Annotated in this window: 11 protein-coding genes; 8 read left to right on the forward strand and 3 right to left on the reverse strand. The window is 64.1% G+C overall.

Annotated elements, in window-relative coordinates:
* Positions 1-31 precede the first annotated feature (31 nt).
* From glgC to glgX, 4 genes are read left to right on the forward strand one after another with little or no spacing between them, the layout of a single operon-like run.
* On the forward strand, positions 32-1,297 hold the full coding sequence (glgC, locus tag ACRANW_RS03210; protein ID WP_479433119.1) for a glucose-1-phosphate adenylyltransferase: 1,266 nt from the start codon (positions 32-34) through the stop codon (positions 1,295-1,297).
* Positions 1,294-2,748, forward strand: a complete 1,455-nt coding sequence (gene glgA, locus ACRANW_RS03215) for a glycogen synthase GlgA (RefSeq protein WP_479433120.1) — start codon at positions 1,294-1,296, stop codon at positions 2,746-2,748. The genes glgC and glgA overlap by 4 nt, the downstream gene beginning before the upstream one ends.
* A gap of 13 nt (positions 2,749-2,761) precedes the next feature.
* Positions 2,762-4,390, forward strand: coding sequence for an alpha-D-glucose phosphate-specific phosphoglucomutase (locus ACRANW_RS03220; RefSeq protein ID WP_479433121.1), 1,629 nt, complete (start codon positions 2,762-2,764; stop codon positions 4,388-4,390).
* A complete protein-coding gene (gene glgX / locus ACRANW_RS03225; RefSeq protein ID WP_479433122.1) occupies positions 4,387-6,168 on the forward strand; it encodes a glycogen debranching protein GlgX in 1,782 nt (593 codons plus the stop codon). The genes ACRANW_RS03220 and glgX overlap by 4 nt, the downstream gene beginning before the upstream one ends.
* A 7-nt stretch (positions 6,169-6,175) precedes the next feature.
* Here the strand turns inward: glgX and ACRANW_RS03230 are convergent, their stop codons facing one another.
* Positions 6,176-8,470: a DUF305 domain-containing protein gene (locus tag ACRANW_RS03230; protein WP_479433123.1), complete on the reverse strand. Its 2,295-nt coding sequence runs from the start codon at positions 8,468-8,470 to the stop codon at positions 6,176-6,178.
* Positions 8,471-8,728: 258 nt separating this feature from the next.
* Here ACRANW_RS03230 and ACRANW_RS03235 point away from each other — a divergent pair, with 258 nt between their 5' ends.
* Entirely contained in the window at positions 8,729-9,760 is a 1,032-nt protein-coding gene (locus ACRANW_RS03235) for a serine hydrolase (RefSeq protein WP_479433124.1), read from the forward strand.
* A 96-nt stretch (positions 9,761-9,856) separates the two neighbouring features.
* Here the strand turns inward: ACRANW_RS03235 and ACRANW_RS03240 are convergent, their stop codons facing one another.
* On the reverse strand, positions 9,857-10,144 hold the full coding sequence (locus ACRANW_RS03240; RefSeq protein ID WP_479433125.1) for a hypothetical protein: 288 nt from the start codon (positions 10,142-10,144) through the stop codon (positions 9,857-9,859).
* Between the two features lie 249 nt (positions 10,145-10,393).
* Here ACRANW_RS03240 and polA point away from each other — a divergent pair, with 249 nt between their 5' ends.
* Positions 10,394-13,270 (forward strand): DNA polymerase I, encoded by a 2,877-nt coding sequence (polA, locus tag ACRANW_RS03245; protein WP_479434000.1) that lies wholly within the window; start codon positions 10,394-10,396, stop codon positions 13,268-13,270.
* Between the two features lie 135 nt (positions 13,271-13,405).
* Here polA and ACRANW_RS03250 read toward each other — a convergent pair whose 3' ends face one another.
* Positions 13,406-15,712: a CDC48 family AAA ATPase gene (locus ACRANW_RS03250; RefSeq protein ID WP_479433126.1), complete on the reverse strand. Its 2,307-nt coding sequence runs from the start codon at positions 15,710-15,712 to the stop codon at positions 13,406-13,408.
* A 539-nt stretch (positions 15,713-16,251) separates the two neighbouring features.
* On the opposite strand from ACRANW_RS03250, the gene ACRANW_RS03255 reads away from it, so the two are divergent.
* The gene (locus tag ACRANW_RS03255; protein ID WP_479433127.1) at positions 16,252-16,974 is read left to right on the forward strand and encodes a CoA transferase subunit A; all 723 of its coding nucleotides are present in this window, start codon (positions 16,252-16,254) and stop codon (positions 16,972-16,974) included.
* Entirely contained in the window at positions 16,971-17,990 is a 1,020-nt protein-coding gene (locus ACRANW_RS03260; protein WP_479433128.1) for a hypothetical protein, read from the forward strand. Before ACRANW_RS03255 ends, ACRANW_RS03260 begins: the two co-directional genes overlap by 4 nt.
* Positions 17,991-18,042: the final 52 nt, after the last annotated feature.

The raw sequence follows: 18,042 nt of genomic DNA on the forward strand, positions 1-18,042 counted from the left end.
CACGAGAACAAAAACCACGGGAGAGAGTGGGATGATCGAGAGAACTTCAGGCCGGCCACTGGCGCGCGATGCGATGGCCTATGTGCTGGCCGGCGGGCCCGGCAGCCGCTTGATGGAACTGACCGACCGGCGCGCCAAGCCCGCGGTCTATTTCGGCGGCAAATCGCGCATCATCGATTTTGCGCTGTCGAATGCGATCAATTCGGGCATCCGCCGCATTGGCGTGGCGACGCAGTACAAGGCGCACTCGCTGATCCGCCACATGCAGCGCGGCTGGAACTTCATGCGCCCCGAACGCAACGAAAGCTTCGACATCCTGCCCGCCAGCCAGCGCGTATCGGAAAACCAGTGGTACGAAGGCACCGCCGACGCGGTGTTCCAGAACATCGACATCATTGCCGCCCACGCGCCGCGCTACATGGTGATCCTGGCGGGCGATCACATCTACAAGATGGACTACGAATTGATGCTGCAACAGCACGTCAATTCCGGCGCGGATGTGACCGTGGGGTGCCTGGTCGTGCCGCGCATGGAGGCCACGGGCTTTGGCGTGATGGCTGTGGATAGCGCGGACACCATCACCGCCTTCGTTGAAAAGCCGGCAGACCCGCCGGGCATTCCGGGCGATGAAGGCATGGCGCTGGCATCGATGGGGATCTACGTCTTCAACACCGATTTCCTGTTTGAACAGCTCCTCAGGGACGCCGATGATCCGGCGTCGGGCCGCGATTTTGGCGGCGATATCATCCCCTACATCGTCAGCCATGGCAAAGCGGTTGCCCATCGGTTTACCAACAGCTGCATTCGCGCAGCCGAGGAAATCGAGGAATATTGGCGCGATGTCGGCACGCTGGATGCCTATTTCGAAGCCAATCTCGACCTGACGGACACCGTGCCCAAACTCAACCTGTATGATCGCGACTGGCCGATCTGGACCGATTCCATCGTCGCGGCCCCCGCCAAGTTCGTGCATGACGAAGACGGCCGGCGCGGGTCTGCCGTGTCATCGCTGGTATCGGGCGATTGCATCATATCGGGAAGCGAAGTGCGCCGCAGCCTCCTATTCACCGGGGTCAAGATCGGCAGCTATTCCAGTGTCAGCGAGGCGGTGATCCTGCCCTATTGCAACATCGGGCGCGGGGCGCGGTTGGGGCGGGTGATCATCGATTCGGGCGTGCGTATCCCCGAAGGCACGGTGATCGGCGAAGACCCGGTACTGGATGCGCAGCGGTTTCGGGTTTCGGACAAGGGCGTGGTGCTCGTCACCCGCGACATGATGGCGCGCCTGGCCCCATGACGATGAAAGTTCTGTCGGTCGCGTCGGAGGCAGCGGGGCTGATCAAGACCGGCGGGCTGGCCGATGTGGTGGGCGCCTTGCCGGCGGCGTTGGCGGTGCAGGGGGTGGACGTGACGACGTTCCTACCCGGCTACCCGGCGGTGATGCAGGCGCTTGGCAAAGCGAGAGCGATCCACACATGGGACGCGCTGCTGGGCGAAAAGGCGCGGCTGCTGGCGGGCAAGCTGGGCGAGCGCAATCTGCTGGTGCTGGATGCGCCGGCGCTGTTCGCGCGCGAAGGCGGGCCTTACGCCGATGCCGCAGGCCGCGACTGGGACGACAATTGGCGCCGCTTCGCCGCCTTGGCCCGCGCCGCTGCCGATATTGCGGGCGGGGCGGTCAAGGGCCAGCGCTTTGATGTGGCCCACGCGCATGACTGGCAGGCGGGCCTCGTCCCCGCCTATCTGAAGCTCGCGCCGGTGGCGGGCGGGCAGCCCGTGCCGAGTGTCATCACCATCCACAACATGGCGTTTCAGGGATACTACCCCGCCGACATCTTCCCGCATCTGGGCCTGCCAACTGCGGCGTGGACGGTTGACGGGGTGGAAGCCTATGGCGGCGTTGGCTTCCTGAAGGCCGGGATGCAGTTGGCCGATGCGATCACGACGGTCAGCCCGACCTATGCCGGCGAAATCCGCGACGCGGCGTTCGGGATGGGTCTGGAGGGGTTGGTCCAGGCGCGTGCAGCCAGCGTGCACGGCATCCTTAACGGGATCGACGTGGGCGAATGGAACCCCGCCACCGATCTGCATCTCGCCGCCAGCTATACCGCCGGAAAGCTCGCGGTGCGGGCCAAGAACAAGCGGGCGGTGGAGCAGGCCTTCGGGCTGGACCGCAGCGATGGCCCGCTGTTCGTCGTCATCAGCCGGTTGACGTGGCAAAAGGGCATGGATGTGCTGGCGGGCACGCTTGATCATCTGGTCGGCATCGGCGGGCGCTTGGCGCTGCTGGGCGCAGGCGACGCCGCCATCGAACAGCAGTTCTGCGACGCCGCCGGGCGCCATCCGGGCCGCATCGGCGTGCGGATCGGCTATGACGAGCCTGCCGCGCATGGCCTGCAGGGCGGCGGCGATGCCATTCTGATCCCGAGCCGGTTTGAACCGTGTGGGCTGACTCAGCTTTATGGCCTCGCCTATGGTTGCGTCCCCGTGGTCTCCCGCACCGGCGGGCTGGCCGATACCGTGATTGACGCCAACCACGCCGCGCTCGCCGCAAGGGTAGCCACCGGTATCCAGATGAACGCGGTGAGCCACGGCGCGCTGACCATGGCGCTGAGCCGCACGGTTGATTTGTATGCGCAAGGCGCGGTCTGGAAGCGGCTCCAGAAAAACGGGATGGCCGCGGATTTTTCGTGGGGCACGAGCGGCGCTGCCTACGCCGCGCTTTATCGCCAATTGCTTGAGGCCAAATAATTTGGGAACGCGCATGATCACCACTGTCGCCACCACGCCGTTTGACGGGCAGAAGCCCGGCACATCGGGCCTGCGCAAGAAAGTGCGGGTGTTCCAGCAGCCCGACTATGCCGAAAACTTCATCCAGTCGGTGTTCGACGTGGCCGAACGGCCCGAGGGCTCGACCCTGGTGATCGGCGGGGACGGGCGGTTCCACAATCGCGCCGTGATTGCCCGCGCGATTGAGATGGCGGCGGCCAATGGCTATGCCCGCGTGTTGGTGGGGCAGGGCGGTATCCTCTCGACACCTGCGGCCAGCCACGTGATCCGCAAATATGGGGCAAGCGGCGGCCTGATTCTGTCGGCCAGCCACAATCCCGGCGGGCCGGACGAGGATTTCGGCATCAAGTACAACATCGCCAATGGCGGCCCCGCGCCCGAGGCCGTGACCGAGGCGATCTATGCCCGCACGCATGTGATCGACCGCTGGATGATGGTGGACGGCGACGTGGATCTCGACCGCATCGGCACCAGCCACGTGGGCGACATGGTGGTCGAAGTGATCGATCCGGTCGCCGACTATGCCGATCTGATGGCGGCGCTGTTCGATTTCGATGCGATCCGTGCCGCGGTGGCAAGCGGCGCGCTGACCATGGCTTTCGATGCGATGCACGCGGTCACGGGGCCTTACGGCGTGGAGATTCTCGAGCGGCGCCTGGGCTTTCCTGCGGGCACCGTGCGAAACGGCGTGCCGCTGGAGGACTTCGGCGGCCACCACCCCGATCCCAATCTGGTTCATGCGGCGGTGCTGCATGATCTGATGATGTCGGCCGATGCCCCCACCATCGGCGCGGCGTCAGACGGGGACGGGGATCGCAATCTCATCATCGGCAGACACGTTTTCATCACGCCATCCGATTCGCTCGCCATGCTGGCGGCCAACGCGCATCTGGCGCCAGCCTATGCAGGCGGCCTCAAAGGCATTGCCCGTTCGATGCCGACCAGCACGGCGGCGGACAAGGTGGCCGCAGCGCTCGGCATCCCGGCGTGGGAGACACCGACGGGCTGGAAGTTCTTTGGTACGCTGCTCGATGCCGGAAAAGCCACGATCTGCGGCGAAGAAAGCGCCGGAACCGGCAGCGATCACGTGCGCGAGAAAGACGGGCTGTGGGCGGTGCTGCTGTGGCTCAACATTCTGGCTGTGACCGGCAAGCCCGTCATACAACTCGCGCAGGAACACTGGGCGCGGTTCGGGCGCAATTACTACGCGCGCCACGATTACGAGGCGATAGACACCGAAGCGGCGTCGGCGCTGATGGCGGCGCTGGAGGGCGCGCTTGCGGGCCTGCCGGGTCGCGTGTTGGGGTCGTTGACTGTCGCCGACGCTGACCAGTTTGCCTATGTCGATCCGGTCGATGGGTCACAAAGCCACAAGCAGGGCATACGGGTGATGTTCACCTGCGGGTCGCGGATCGTGTTCCGCTTGTCGGGCACGGGGACGCAAGGGGCGACACTGCGGGTCTATCTCGAACGGTATGAAGCCCCCGATGGCCGGCTGGGCGAGGAAACCCCCGCGATGCTCGCCGACCTGATCAGCGCCGCCGAAGCCATCGCCGGGATCGCCCGCCACACTGGCCGCACCGCGCCCGATGTGGTGACGTGAGCGAACGGCTAGGCGCACACATTGCGGGCGGTGTCACTCGCTTTGCCGTGCGCGCGCCGCTGGCCGAGATGCTGGAATTGTGCCTGTTCGATGGCGCGGCTGAAACGCGCCATCCAATGAGGCGGCAGGGCGACACATGGGTGGCGGAACTGCCCGGCGACCGCGCCGGCATGTGTTACGGCTATCGCGCTCACGGCGCCTACGAACCCGAGCGCAATCTGTGGTTCGACCCGGCCAAGCTGCTGGTTGATCCCTATGCGCGGGAACTCGACCGCCGCTTCGTCCAGCATCCACGGCTGGCGCAATATGGCGCGGATACCGCCGACATCGTGCCGCGCGCCATCGTGCCAGCGCCGCTGCCCGGCGTGCCGCATCATGCGCCGCAATTTCAGCGCGGGGGGCTGATCTATGAGCTGAACGTCGCTGGCTTTACCAAACGCCACCCCGATGTCCCGCCCAAGCAACGCGGCACCATCGCCGCGCTCGCGCACCCCGCAGTGATCGCGCACCTCCGAAAGCTCCACGTCAACGCCATCGAACTGATGCCGATCATCGCCTGGATCGACGAACGTCATCTGCCGCCGCTCGGGCTGGCGAACCACTGGGGCTATAATCCGGTCGCGATGATGGCGCTCGATCCCGGCCTGTGCCCCGGCGGGGTGGCCGAACTGCGTGAGACAGTGGCGGCGCTGCATGAGGCGGGAATCGGCGTGATCCTCGACCTGGTGTTCAATCACACGGGCGAAAGCGACATTCACGGCGGCACGCTGTCCCTGCGCGGGCTGGACCCTGCCGCCTATGCCTGCGCGCCGGACGGCACGTTGATCAATGATAGCGGCTGCGGCAACACGCTCGATTTCGCCAACCCCCACGTGCGCCGCCTGATGATCGATACGCTGGGCCACTTCGTGCAGGCGTGCGGCATCGACGGCTTCCGCTTCGATCTTGCCCCGGTGATCGCGCGCGGCCCCGGCTTTGATCCGCACGCGCCGATTTTCGCCGAACTCGCCGCGCATCCGCGCTTGGCCGACCGGGTGATGATTGCCGAGCCGTGGGATATCGGCCCCGGCGGCTACCAACTGGGCAACTTCCCGCCCAACTGGCTCGAATGGAACGACCGTTACCGCGACGATGTCCGCCGCTTCTGGCGCGGGGATGGCACAGTGGGCGCGCTGGCGACGCGCATCGCGGGATCATCCGACCTGTTCGGCAAGGATTGCCGCAGCGTCAATTTCCTCGCTGCGCATGACGGGTTCACGCTGGCCGACACGGTCGCCTACGAACAGCGCCACAACCACGCCAATGGTGAGGATAATCGTGATGGACACGGCGAAAACCATTCGTGGAATGGCGGCACCGAAGGGCCGACCGACGATCCGCAAATCCGCGCCCGCCGCGCTGCCGATATGCGCGCGCTGCTGGGCACGCTGTTCGCCTCGACCGGCACGATCATGCTGACCGCAGGCGACGAATGCGGCCGCAGCCAAGGCGGCAACAACAATGCCTATTGTCAGGATTTGCCGATCGACTGGGCTGCGCGTGATAGGGCGCTGGAAAATCATGTCGCCGCGTTATCGGCGCAGCGTTCGCACAACCTCGCCGCCTTCACCGCCTTTCCGGATGGCGGGCAATGGCACAACCCCCAGGGCAATCCGATGACGCCCGGCCAGTGGGACAATCCGGCAACGGATGGCTTTACGCACCGCGCCGGTCCGCAGACCTTGCGGGTCAGCCGCAGCCAGCGCGCCGCCGAATGGGCGGGGCCGGCTGCGGCCTAGATTTCGCCTATCCGCCGTTACGGCTGGCTTCGGCCGCTGCGATCACAGCCTCGTCCCAGGTTACGCGGGTCTGGGTCTGCGGGTTGAAGCGATCATCCTGGTACTGCGCTGCATTGGCCGCTGCGATCTCGGCCACAGTCAGATGCTCGCTCGGCTCTAGCGTGAACACGTCGATGCCGCGGCTGATTTCGGTGCCGTAGATATGGCCGTTGTACCAATAGACCGACCAGTAACCGCCCAGCACCATCTGCTTGGTGTCGATCGGCCCGCGATCGAAATAGGCGATCTCGACCGGGTTGGCGCTGTCGGTGAAATCCATCACGCTAAGGCCGCCCTGATACCACGCCTGCGCAAACAGATCGCGGCCTGGCACCGGGATGATTGAGCCGTTGTGCGCGACGCAGTTTTCCTTGTCGCTCTGCGGGGCAGGCATCTTGTAGTGGGCGCGGAACACCAGCTTGCCGTCAACGATATCATAGACCGCGTTGGCGCCCCAGGTCATCGGGTCGGACGCCTTGCAGCGCGGACGGCTGCCGCCGCCCCATTCGTCGGTGAAGATCACCTTGGTGCCATCATTGTTGAACGTGGCCGAATGCCAATAGGCAAAGGTGGTGTCAGTGACGGCGTCGATCCGCTTGGGGTTCAGCGGATCGGCAATGTCGAGCAGGATGCCATTGCCCGAACACGCGCCCGCCGCCAGCTTGAGCGACGGGAACACGGTAATGTCGTGGCACTGATCGGTCGGCGCGGTGCGCTGCGTGCCGTCCCCGTGATCGCCGCCGGTCCACAGGCCTGCGATCGAGCCGGTGGCTTCGTCGGCAAACACGCGCGGACTGCTGAGGATGCGCGCCTGCGCGGGGTTGGCCACGGGGATTTCGATCACGTCGATGGAAAACAGCGCAGTGCGGGTGTCACCGGCAATGCCGCCGATGCAGCCGGCCAGCTCGTCTTTGTCACGGATGCCCGCCGTGCCCGAATTGTAGACCACGATCCGGTCGGCATCGGCGCTGACGACCGAGTGCGTGTGGCTGCCACGGCAGGTCTGCACCCCGCCGACCTGCACCGGACGCGCGAGGTCGGAGATGTCGAAGATGCGAAGCCCGCGGAACCGGTCTTCGTTGACCTTGCCCGCCGTGCCTTCCAGCCCGCAATCGACCCGGCCGCGGGTCTGTTCCACGCTCATGACTAGGATGTTGCCGACCACCGAGACATCGCCCTGCCCGCCGGGACAGACGACTGAACTCATCAGGTCGGGCACGCCGTTTGCACCCAGCTTGTAGATATTGAACCCGTGATACGAACCGGTGACCAGTACATCATCGAAGAAGGCCATGTCGGTGTTGGCGAAATCGAGCAACGGGGAGCGTTCGGCGAACTGCGTGAGGTCTTCTTCCTCACGCGGCGGCGTGGCGGCAGCTTCGCCTTCAGGCGTTGCAGCAGCAACCGCAGCGGGGGCCGCTTCAGGCGAGGCTTCTTCCTTTGCACCCTCGTCCTTCTTGGGCGGCACCGCTGGGCGCAATCCGGCCGGGTTGGCCGGGTTGAAGAAGCCGGCGGGCTTGGGCAGGCTGGCAACCTTGGTGAGGCCCATGATCGCTTCGCCCGCATTGTCGAATCCGGCGGCAAGGCCCGTGCGCGGATCGCCCGACAGGCCGGCCAGCAGCTTGTCCATCCGCTTGATCTCGGCGGTCTGCTCGCTGTCGATATCGCCGACGAACTGGAAAAGCACCGGATCGGCGGCGGTGCCGTCTTCGTCGAGCAGCTTGTCGACCATATCCACCGCGCCATCATGATGCGCGATCATCAGAGTCAGAAACTGGCGGTCGAATTCAACGCCCTTGGCAGCGCCCAGGGCCTGCATCTGTTCGGGGCTCGCCATGCCCTTCATCATGTGGTGCATATGTTCGCCGTGACCCTTCATCATCGGGTCTTCGACGGGCTCTCCGCGTTCGCCCAGCCAGGTTTTCATGAAGGTGATCTCGTCCGCCTGGCTCGATTCGATCCGGCCCGCGATGGTCAGCAGGTCTTCGGTGTTGGTGCGATCCTTGACCAGCACCGCCATGTCGAGCGCCTGTTGGTGGTGGACGATCATGTGCTGCATGAAGATGACATCGGCAGTGGTGTAGCTCGCCTGCGCCAGCTTGGTCGCCTGATCGGCGGTCAAAGTCTTGCTGGCCTGCCCCGGCGCGCCCGGCTGGACGATCTGCGCGCTTTGCACGCTCTGTGCAGTGGCGATGCCTGATGTTGAGAGCAGCAAGGCAGCAAAGGCCGCGCGCGCGGCGCGGCGGTGGGCGGTGTCGGTCATGAAAGTCCCCTTGGGTCTGTGCTTGACCGCCAGACTGCCGCATGAAGCGGCGCAGTCAAGCCCATCCGGCGATAGGCAAGCCGGGTTTCGACGAACGCCGGACTGTGGTCGAGGAGCGGGCGCCATCGCGGTTCCGGCCCTGTCGTGCGCTGCGCACCATTCATCGCATGGCTTGGAACAATGGCTTGCCGCCACGAAACTGTCGTGGATAAGTGCGCCATTAAGCCTGCCGAAACCCTGATGGAGTAGCTTGTCCCTATGACACGCCCCCGCCTTTTCGCTGCCCTCACCGGTTTTGTTGCCTCTTTTGCAGCGCTCGCCAGTCCTGCGGCAGCCAACACCGATGATCTTCAGGCGACCTTCGACAGTACCTTTGGCACCGAAGTGCGCGAGCCGCCGAGCTTTGAGGCGCTTTACGCCAACAACCTCCAGCAGCGCATCGCCGAACTGGCCAATCCGGCACAGGGCCGCATTGGCGTGGCTGCGGTGGACTTGGCAACGGGCGAAGAGGTTATGGTGCTGGGCGACCAACTGTTCCCGATGGCGTCGACCAGCAAGATCGCGATTGCCGGCACCTTCCTCGAACTGGTCGAAAAAGGCCGGTATTCGCTGTCGTCGGAATTTCCGCTGATGATGCCGATCGCATCGGCCAAATATTCCTCCGCGAAAGCGCCGGTGCGGGCCGGACAGTACATGCCTGCGATCAACCTGCTTGAAATCATGATTACCCGGTCCAGCAACACGGCTACAGATGCGCTGCTGGCGGCGGTAGGCGGGCCGGCGGTGGTGAATGATTGGGCGCGGCGGCAGGGGATCGCCAATTTCTCGCTCAACCGCGACATCGCCACGTTGGTTCGCGACGACGGCGAACATAATCCTGCGGTTCACATCGATTCGCGGGACGCCGCCACACCGCGCGCGATGGCGAACCTGCTCGCCGGGCTTTACCGCGGCGATTTCCTGTCCGATCAGAGCCGTCAGGTGTTGCTGGGTGCAATGAGCCGCACGGTAACGGGCAAGCGCCGCATTCCGGCGCATATCCCGCTCGAAGCGCGGGTCAGCCACAAGACCGGTTCGCTCAACAACACCTCCAGCGATATTGGCCTGATCGAATGTCCTGATGGGCGCACGATTGCTGTGGCGATTTATGTGACCGGACAGGGCAGCAAGCTCGCCCGCGAACAGCGGATCGCTGCGATTGCGCGTGCACTTTATGATGGCTTCAATGTCCGCGCGCAGCAAAGCCCGACACAAAACTGGGCCAACGCACCTTACGCAACCGGTGGCTGACGCCGGATTTCAGGCAGCAAAATGGGGCGGCGCCGTGTGGCACCGCCCCATTTTTCATGACCTTGGCCGCCTGAGCGGCGCTGGCCTTGCGTCCGATTACTCGGCTGCAGCTTCGGCTTCGGCAGCCACGTTGGCAGCTTCGTTGCCGATTTCGTCGGTGGTGCGCACGGCAGCGTCAGCGGCTTCGTTAGCAGCGGCTTCAACTTCGGCAGCAGTCGCGTCAGCGGCGTTGTCTACGCCTTCTGCGGTGGTTTCACCGGCGGCTTCGGCGTCTGTAGCCATCGCATCAACGGCTTCTTCGGTTTCGGTTTCGGTCGATTCGCTGCAAGCGGCAAGGCCGAGGGCCGAAGTTGCGATCGCGGCGGCGAGGATGATCTTGCGCATGGTGGTAATTCCCTTGTCTACAAATATGAGCCTGCAAACGAGACGCGCTTCGTGGTGAAGCACGCCGATACCGGTGTCTCATGGGCCCGGCTCGTCATGTGAGATAGGGAGGAAACAAGGCAGCGACAAGCCAAATAAGGCGCCTTGCCCAAATCCTGCCGCATTTTTGCCGTATTTGCGATGCGCAACCCCACCATGCCGCTGCGCCAAACCTCTACCCGCGCAAGGCCGCGCCTGCTAGCAGGCGACATGGCCGAAAAGCAGCACCTCTATCTCGTCGATGGTTCATCCTACATCTTTCGGGCCTATCACCGGCTGCCGCCGCTGACGAACCCCGAAGGCACGCCCGTGGGCGCAGTCTATGGTTACACCACGATGCTGTGGAAGCTGGCAGCGGATCTCGACGCAGCCGACGGACCGACGCACCTTGCGGTCATTCTCGACGCCGGATCGATCAGTTTCCGCAATGATCTGTACGACCAGTACAAGGCCAACCGCCCCGAACCCCCCGAAGACCTTGTGCCGCAATTTCCGCTGATTCGCGATGCCACCCGCGCCTTTAGCCTGCCCTGCATCGAAGTGCCGGGGCTAGAGGCGGATGACCTTATCGCCACCTACGCCCGGCGCGCGCAGGAGCGCGGCTGGGATGTCACCATTGTCAGTTCCGACAAGGATCTGATGCAGCTGATCGGCGATGTCGACGGCCCCAACGGACCGGCCCGCATCGATATGCTCGATACGATGAAGAACCAGCGCATCTGGTTGGAGGAGGTGTCGGACAAGTTCGGCGTCACGCCTGATCTGGTGGGCGATGTGCTCGCGCTGATGGGCGATGCGGTCGACAATGTGCCGGGGATCTACGGGATCGGCCCCAAGACCGCGTCAAAGCTGATTGCCGAACATGGCTCACTGACAGCGGCGCTCGATGCCGCGCCGGGGATGAAGCCGTCCAAGCTCAAGGACCGCCTGATCGAAGGGCGGGCCGATGCGGAACTCAGCAAGGTGCTGGTGACGCTGAAAGAGGATTGCGATCTGCCGCAGCCGCTGGACGAGATGGCGCTTGGCCCGGTGCCGCCAGAACCGCTGGCGGCGTTCCTTGAAACGCATGGCTTTACGTCATTGCTGCGGCGGCTGGATACGGGCTCGGGCAGCCCTTCGCGCACCACCGATCTGAACCCGCCCAAACCGGGCACGGCGGCGGCATCAGCCGCGAACGCGAACGCAAGCGGGGAGGGCAGCCGCCAATCGCTGCCCGAAATGCCGCCAGTCGATCATGCCGCTTACGAAACCGTGCAGACGCTGGAGCGGCTCGAAGCCTGGGTCGCCCGCGCCACCGCGGCGCGGCTGGTTGCGGTGGATACCGAGACGAGCAGCCTTGATGCGATGCGCGCCGATCTGGTCGGTGTCAGCCTCGCGCTTGGCCCCAATGATGCCTGCTACATCCCTCTCGCGCATCATAACATTGATGGCGGCGGCGACGACATGTTTGCGCAAAAGCCGCAGCAGGTGCCGATGGCCGAGGCGCTGGCCGTGCTGAAACCGCTGCTGGAGGACGACAGCGTCCTCAAGGTGTTCCAGAACGGCAAGTACGACATGAACATTCTTGCCCGTTCCGGCATCAATGTTACGCCGATCGACGATACGATGGTCATCAGCTTCGATCTGGATGCCGGGCGCGGGGAAGACGGCATTGGCGGCGGTCATGGTATGGACGAACTGTCGCAGCGCCATCTTGGCCACACCCCGATCCCGTTCAAGGACGTGTGCGGCACCGGCAAGAAAGCAATTACCTTCGGCGAAGTGCCACTGGATCGCGCCACCGCCTACGCCGCCGAGGATGCCGATGTCACGCTGCGGCTGTATCGCCACCTCAAACCGCGCCTCGCGGTGGAAGGCGGCAGCCGCATTTACGAACGGGTGGATCGCCCGCTGATCCCGGTGGTCGCCGCGATGGAGCGCGAAGGCATCCGGGTCGACCGGGGGCGGCTAGCGAAGCTGTCCGAAGAATTCGCCATCGAAATCGGGCGGTTGGAGGGTGAAATCCACGAAGTCGCCGGGCAGGAATTCACCGTCGGCAGCCCCAAGCAATTGGGCGAGATTCTGTTCGATAAGCTGGGTTACAAGGGCGGCAAGAAGGGCAAGAGCGGCCAATATTCGACCGATGTTTCAGTGCTGGAAAAGCTGGCGGGCGAAGGCGCACCGATTGCGCGCAAGGTGCTGGAATGGCGCCAGCTCGCCAAGCTCAAATCGACCTATACCGATGCACTGCAAGAAGCGATCAATCCGCAGACGGGCCGTGTCCACACCAGCTACAGCCTGGTCGGCGCGCAGACCGGGCGGCTTTCCTCGACCGATCCGAACCTGCAGAACATCCCGATCCGCACCGCCATTGGCCGCCAGATCCGCGAGGCTTTTGTGCCCGAAGACGGCAATGTGCTGCTGGCGGCGGACTATTCCCAGATCGAACTGCGGCTCGCCGCGCACATGGCCGATGTCGACAGCCTGAAAGAGGCCTTTGCGCAAGGCGAGGACATCCACGCCCGCACCGCGCGCGAAATGTTTGGCGAGGCCAACCGCGACACGCGCGGCAAGGCCAAGACGATCAATTTCGCGATCCTCTATGGCATCAGCCGCTGGGGACTGGCCGGACGGCTCGAAGTCTCGTCGGATGAAGCGCAAGACATGATCGACACCTATTTCCAACGCTTTCCCGGCATCCAGCGCTACATCCACGAGACGGTCGAAAGCGTGCGGGCCAAGGGCTATTCCGAGACATTGTTTGGCCGCAAGACGTGGTTCCCGCGGATCAATTCGAAGAATCAGGCCGAACGGCAGGGTAGCGAACGCGCGGCGATCAACGCGCCGATCCAGGGCACCAGCGCCGACATCATCAAGCGCGCGATGGCGCGGATGCTCCCGGCCTTGGCGGATGCGGGTTTGAATGATGTGCGGATGCTATTGCAGGTTCACGATGAACTGGTGTTCGAAATGCCCGAGGCCCGCATTGAGGCCGCAACCCCGATCATCCGGCAGGTCATGGCCGAAGCGGCGCTGCCTGCGGTCACGCTGAGTGTGCCGCTGGGCGTGGATATCGGCACCGGAATGTCGTGGGACGCGGCGCATTGATTCAAGGTGGGGCCTGATCGGACCAGACCCGGTCTTGACCCCCTTCAGACCTGCGCTTGACCCGCACCCGCTGCGCCGGTTTGGCGGGCTTCCGCAAATGTTTCACGTGAAACATTTGCGGAACAATGGGCCATTTCAGTCGTGCTTCTTTTCCCGCGTCGGGGTCAGCATATCAGGCGACAGGAACCCCATGGGCTGAACAGCGGCGGCGCGCTTTTTCAATTCGCCGCGCATTTTCTTGTACTCGTCTTCCATTTCCACCGAGACGGTGGCGCGCGAATCCTTGAGCGCGGCGTCAAAATCCTGCGCCGCGACGGTGCTGACATCGCCGCCCACACGCCGCAACGCCGCAAGCCCGGCGCGGCGCACCACGTCTTCCAGATCCGCTCCGGTAAACCGCTCGGTCTGCGCGGCGATGGCGTCCAGATCGACATCCTCGGCTAGCGGCATCTTGCCGGTGTGAATGCCCAGGATATGCACGCGGCCCGGCTTGTCCGGAGTGCCGACATAGACCAATTCGTCAAAGCGGCCCGGACGCAGCAGCGCCGGATCGACCAGCGTCGGGCGGTTGGTGGCGCCGATCACCACCACGGATTGCAGCTCCTCCAGCCCGTCCATTTCAGCCAGGATGGTGTTGACCACGCGGCCCGTGACCTGCGGTTCGCCCTGGCCAGAGCCGCGTGCGGGAACCAGGCTGTCGATCTCGTCAATGAACACCACGCAGGGCGCCACCGCACGGGCGCGGGCGAACAATCTGGCGATCTGCTGTTCACTTTCACCGTACCATTTGGAGAGCAGATCGGAGGATTTCATCGAGATGAAGTTCGCCTCGGCCTCCTTGGCCACGGCCTTGGCCAGCAGGGTCTTGCCGGTGCCCGGCGGGCCATAGAGCAGGAAGCCCTTGGCTGGACGGATGCCCAAGCGGCGGAAGGCATCGGGGTTTTTGAGCGGGAGTTCGATGCCCTCCTTCAGCTTGTCGGTCGCCTCGCTCACGCCGCCAATGTCATCCCAGCCGACATTGGGCACCTGCACCATCACTTCGCGCATGGCCGAGGGCTGGACGCGCTTCAGTGCGGCGAGGAAATCGTCGCGGCTGACGCAAAGATCTTCGAGCACTTCGGGCGGGATTGTGCGTTCATCAAGGTTGAGGCGCGGCATGATCCGGCGCACGGCTTCGATCGCGGCTTCGCGGGCTAGCGCCGCAATATCCGCACCGACGAACCCGTGGGTGACGCGGGCGAGTTCGTCGAGATCGACTGCGCTTTCGAGCGGCATCCCGCGGGTGTGGATGCCAATAATCTCGCGCCGCCCTCGCTGATCGGGGACGCCAATCACGATCTCGCGGTCGAACCGGCCGGGACGGCGCAGCGCCTCGTCGATCGCGTCGGGGCGGTTGGTGGCGGCAATCACCACGAGGTTGGCGCGCTTTTCCAGCCCGTCCATCAGGGTCAGCAGCTGAGCGACAAGCCGCTTTTCCGCCTCGCCCGGCACCTGGGTACGCTTGGGCGCGATCGAATCGATTTCGTCGATGAAGATGATCGCGGGCGCGGCGCGGGTGGCTTCTTCGAAGAGTTCGCGCAGGCGCTTTTCGGATTCGCCATAGCCCGAGCCCATGATTTCAGGCCCGTTGATGGTGAAGAATTCCGCGTCGCTCTCGTTCGCCACGGCCTGCGCCAGCCGGGTCTTGCCGGTGCCCGGTGGGCCGTGGAGCAGCACGCCCTTGGGTGGCTCCACGCCAAGCCGGATGAACAATTCGGGGTAGCGTAGCGGCAGTTCGACCATCTCGCGCAAGGCCCGGATGGTCTCTTCCATCCCGCCGACATCGTCATAATTGACCACGGCGCGGCCATCACGCGGCTCCTCGAACTCAGCGCGCAACTCGACCTCGGTGTTCTCGTCGATATGGACGATGGCCTTGGGGCTGGTCGCGGCAACGGTGAGCCTGATCTGGGTCAAGGCATAGGCTGGCGCACGCAAAAGCTGGCGAACGTCGGCCGGCATGTTCTGAACCGGCTGCTGGCCGGTGGTGGCCACCAGATCACCGGCCATCAGCGGACGGCGGAAAAAGTTGCGCTTCAACGCCTGGGTTGGCCCCTGCAAGCGCATCTCGCGCTGGGCCGGGGCAAAGACCACGCGGGTCGCGGGACGTGATTCGCCGCGTATGATGTCGACATGCTCACCCGATCCAGCCTCGGCGTTGCCGCGCTGGAGACCGTCGAGCCGCACGACATCCAGCGCGTCGTCTTCGGGGTAGGCCGCCATGGCGATGGCTGCGGTAGCACGCTTGCCACTGATTTCGACAACGTCGCCTTCGGTGATGCCAAGCTTCTGGAACGCGGAGCGCGGAATGCGGGCAATGCCTGCGCCAGATTCTTCCTGACGGGCAGGCGCAACCTGCAACCGCACGGCGCGGATCGGAGTGGCGGTTTCGGCGTCGGCCATGAGGCGTTCCTGTTCATGCAAGAGAATGTTTGCGAAGCCGATAGCTAGGAACGTCGGCAATTGAATGCAATCACTAGGGCAAATGCGGTTGGCGGGGGCGATAGCCGTGTTCGGCGTCAGCGTCTTGCCGGTCTCGACGACCGGTTTGAGGCCCTGCGCTGAGCAAGAAAAAAGCCCGGCACTGGGTGCCGGGCCTGAAAAGTTTGGGAGAGGATGCCTGAAAGGCACTCTCCAAATGCCCCAATCCCGTTTGTTGTGCAAGTGCGAAAGAGTCGATTTTTGATGCAAATAACGCAACAGGATCGTCAAACTGTGTCGATTGGTGCACAAACTTGCAAATATCTGCCTAAACTCATGGCATCCGCCTAAAGAATGAGCAGAAATTCGAAACAACGCGATTTTGCAACGCAACATGAATGATGATTCGACTTCACGATCCACCCGGACGTGACAGCTGTTCCCTTAGGCTCTAATCACGACAGCGATGTTTCACCCGGGATCGTGGCTTGCGCGATCCCCCAAAAAGGCAAGGCGGCCCGATGACCAAGCTTTTCTCCGACGCTGGCAGCGCGCTCGCGGGCGTGCTGCGCGATAATATGCTGATCGCCGCCGGTGGCTTTGGCCTGTCCGGACTGCCCGAACGGCTGCTTGACGCGATCCGCGATGCCGGGGTCAAGGGTCTGATCTTTGCCAGCAACAATGCCGGGATCGACAATGAAGGCATCGGCAAGCTGCTGCGCACGCGGCAGGTGAAGAAGATGATCAGCTCCTATGTTGGCGAAAACAAGGAATTCGAACGGCAGTATCTCGCAGGCGAACTTGAGGTCGAGTTCTGCCCACAAGGCACCCTGGCCGAACGTATGCGAGCCGGAGGCGCGGGCATTCCCGGCTTCTACACCCGAACCGGCGTCGGCACCGAGGTGGCGCAGGGCAAGGAGCACAAGGAATTTCCGGATCGTGACGGCGTCATGCAGACTTATATTCTGGAACACGGGATCTTCGCCGATCTGGCCATCGTGAAGGCTTGGAAGGCGGACGAGACCGGCAACCTTGTCTTCCGCAAGACGGCCCGCAATTTTAATCTTCCCGCGGCCACCTGCGGCAAGATCTGCATCGCGGAAGTCGAGGAGGTGGTGCCGGCGGGCGCGCTTGACCCAGATCAGATCCACCTCGCGGGCGTATTCGTGAATCGGATCGTGCTGGGCGCGCCTTATGACAAGAAGATCGAGTTTCGTACGGTGCGCGAAAGGGAGAGTGCATGATGGATCGCAGACTCGCGCTGCTGCCGCTTCTGGCGCTGGCAGGAACGTCGCTGTCGGGCTGTATCGCGGTGGCGATTCCGGCGTTGGCCGGCTCGGCACTGGTCGGCTCACAAGTGATCGAAAGCGAGGCTGCACAAGAGACACCGGCGCGGTCCGTTCCGGGCGTGACCCCGACGCCCGCACCTATGACTGCGGCGATACCCGCGCCGATGCCTACACCGGTGGCACCACCTGCACCGGTCGCGCCGTCTGCAAAGACTGACTTGCCGGCGCCGCTTCCTGCACAGGCCACGGCTGCACCGCTGCCTCCGGTAACCCCGCCCGCGCTCCCGCAGCCGGGGCCGGTCGAGGTGCCTTCGATTCCTTCAACGAGCACCAGCACCAGCACGAGCCTGAGCACAGGCGCCGCTGCGGTGCCGACGGCCTACCCTGATCCGGCCAACCCACTGACACCCGACCAGCTCGGCTTCGCCCGCTTCGTGCGCTTCGGGCAGGCTTCCGCCATCGGCGCCAAGGGCGGGGAGGATCTGCTGTCCGCAATGCTCAGCGATCCGGTCGCTCTCGACGGTCAGCGTCGGCGCTGCACGCCGGGCGAACAGCTGGTCGCGATAATCGATCTCGATCCTGCCAATATGATTTTCAGTCCGCCGGCTGATCCTGTCCAGCGACCGGGTCTGGCGCTGGGCCTTGCCGTGCTGCGCGCAGCGGGGGTGGAGATCGCGTGGATGTCCGATCTGTCGACCGTGCAGTCGGGCCCGGTGCGCACGGCTCTGGAGCAATCCGGGCTTGATCCGCGCGGCCAGGACATCATCGCGCTGCGCCGTGATGAGGCCGATACCAAGCAGCAGCGCCGCGATAGCCTCGCCGGAATCACCTGCATTGTCGCCATCGCCGGGGACGAACGCAGCGATTTTGATGAACGGTACAAGTACCTGCGCAGCCCTGAAGCCGGCGCCGGACTGGAACCGATCATCGGCAATGGCTGGTTTCTCATTGCTCCTCTGATCGGAAATTGAGGGCAGCCGCTCGGCGGCGGGCCGCGGCCGGTGATGATGATGCAGGCCATGC

Source organism: Erythrobacter sp. 'gip.4 top 5', from assembly GCF_056495765.1.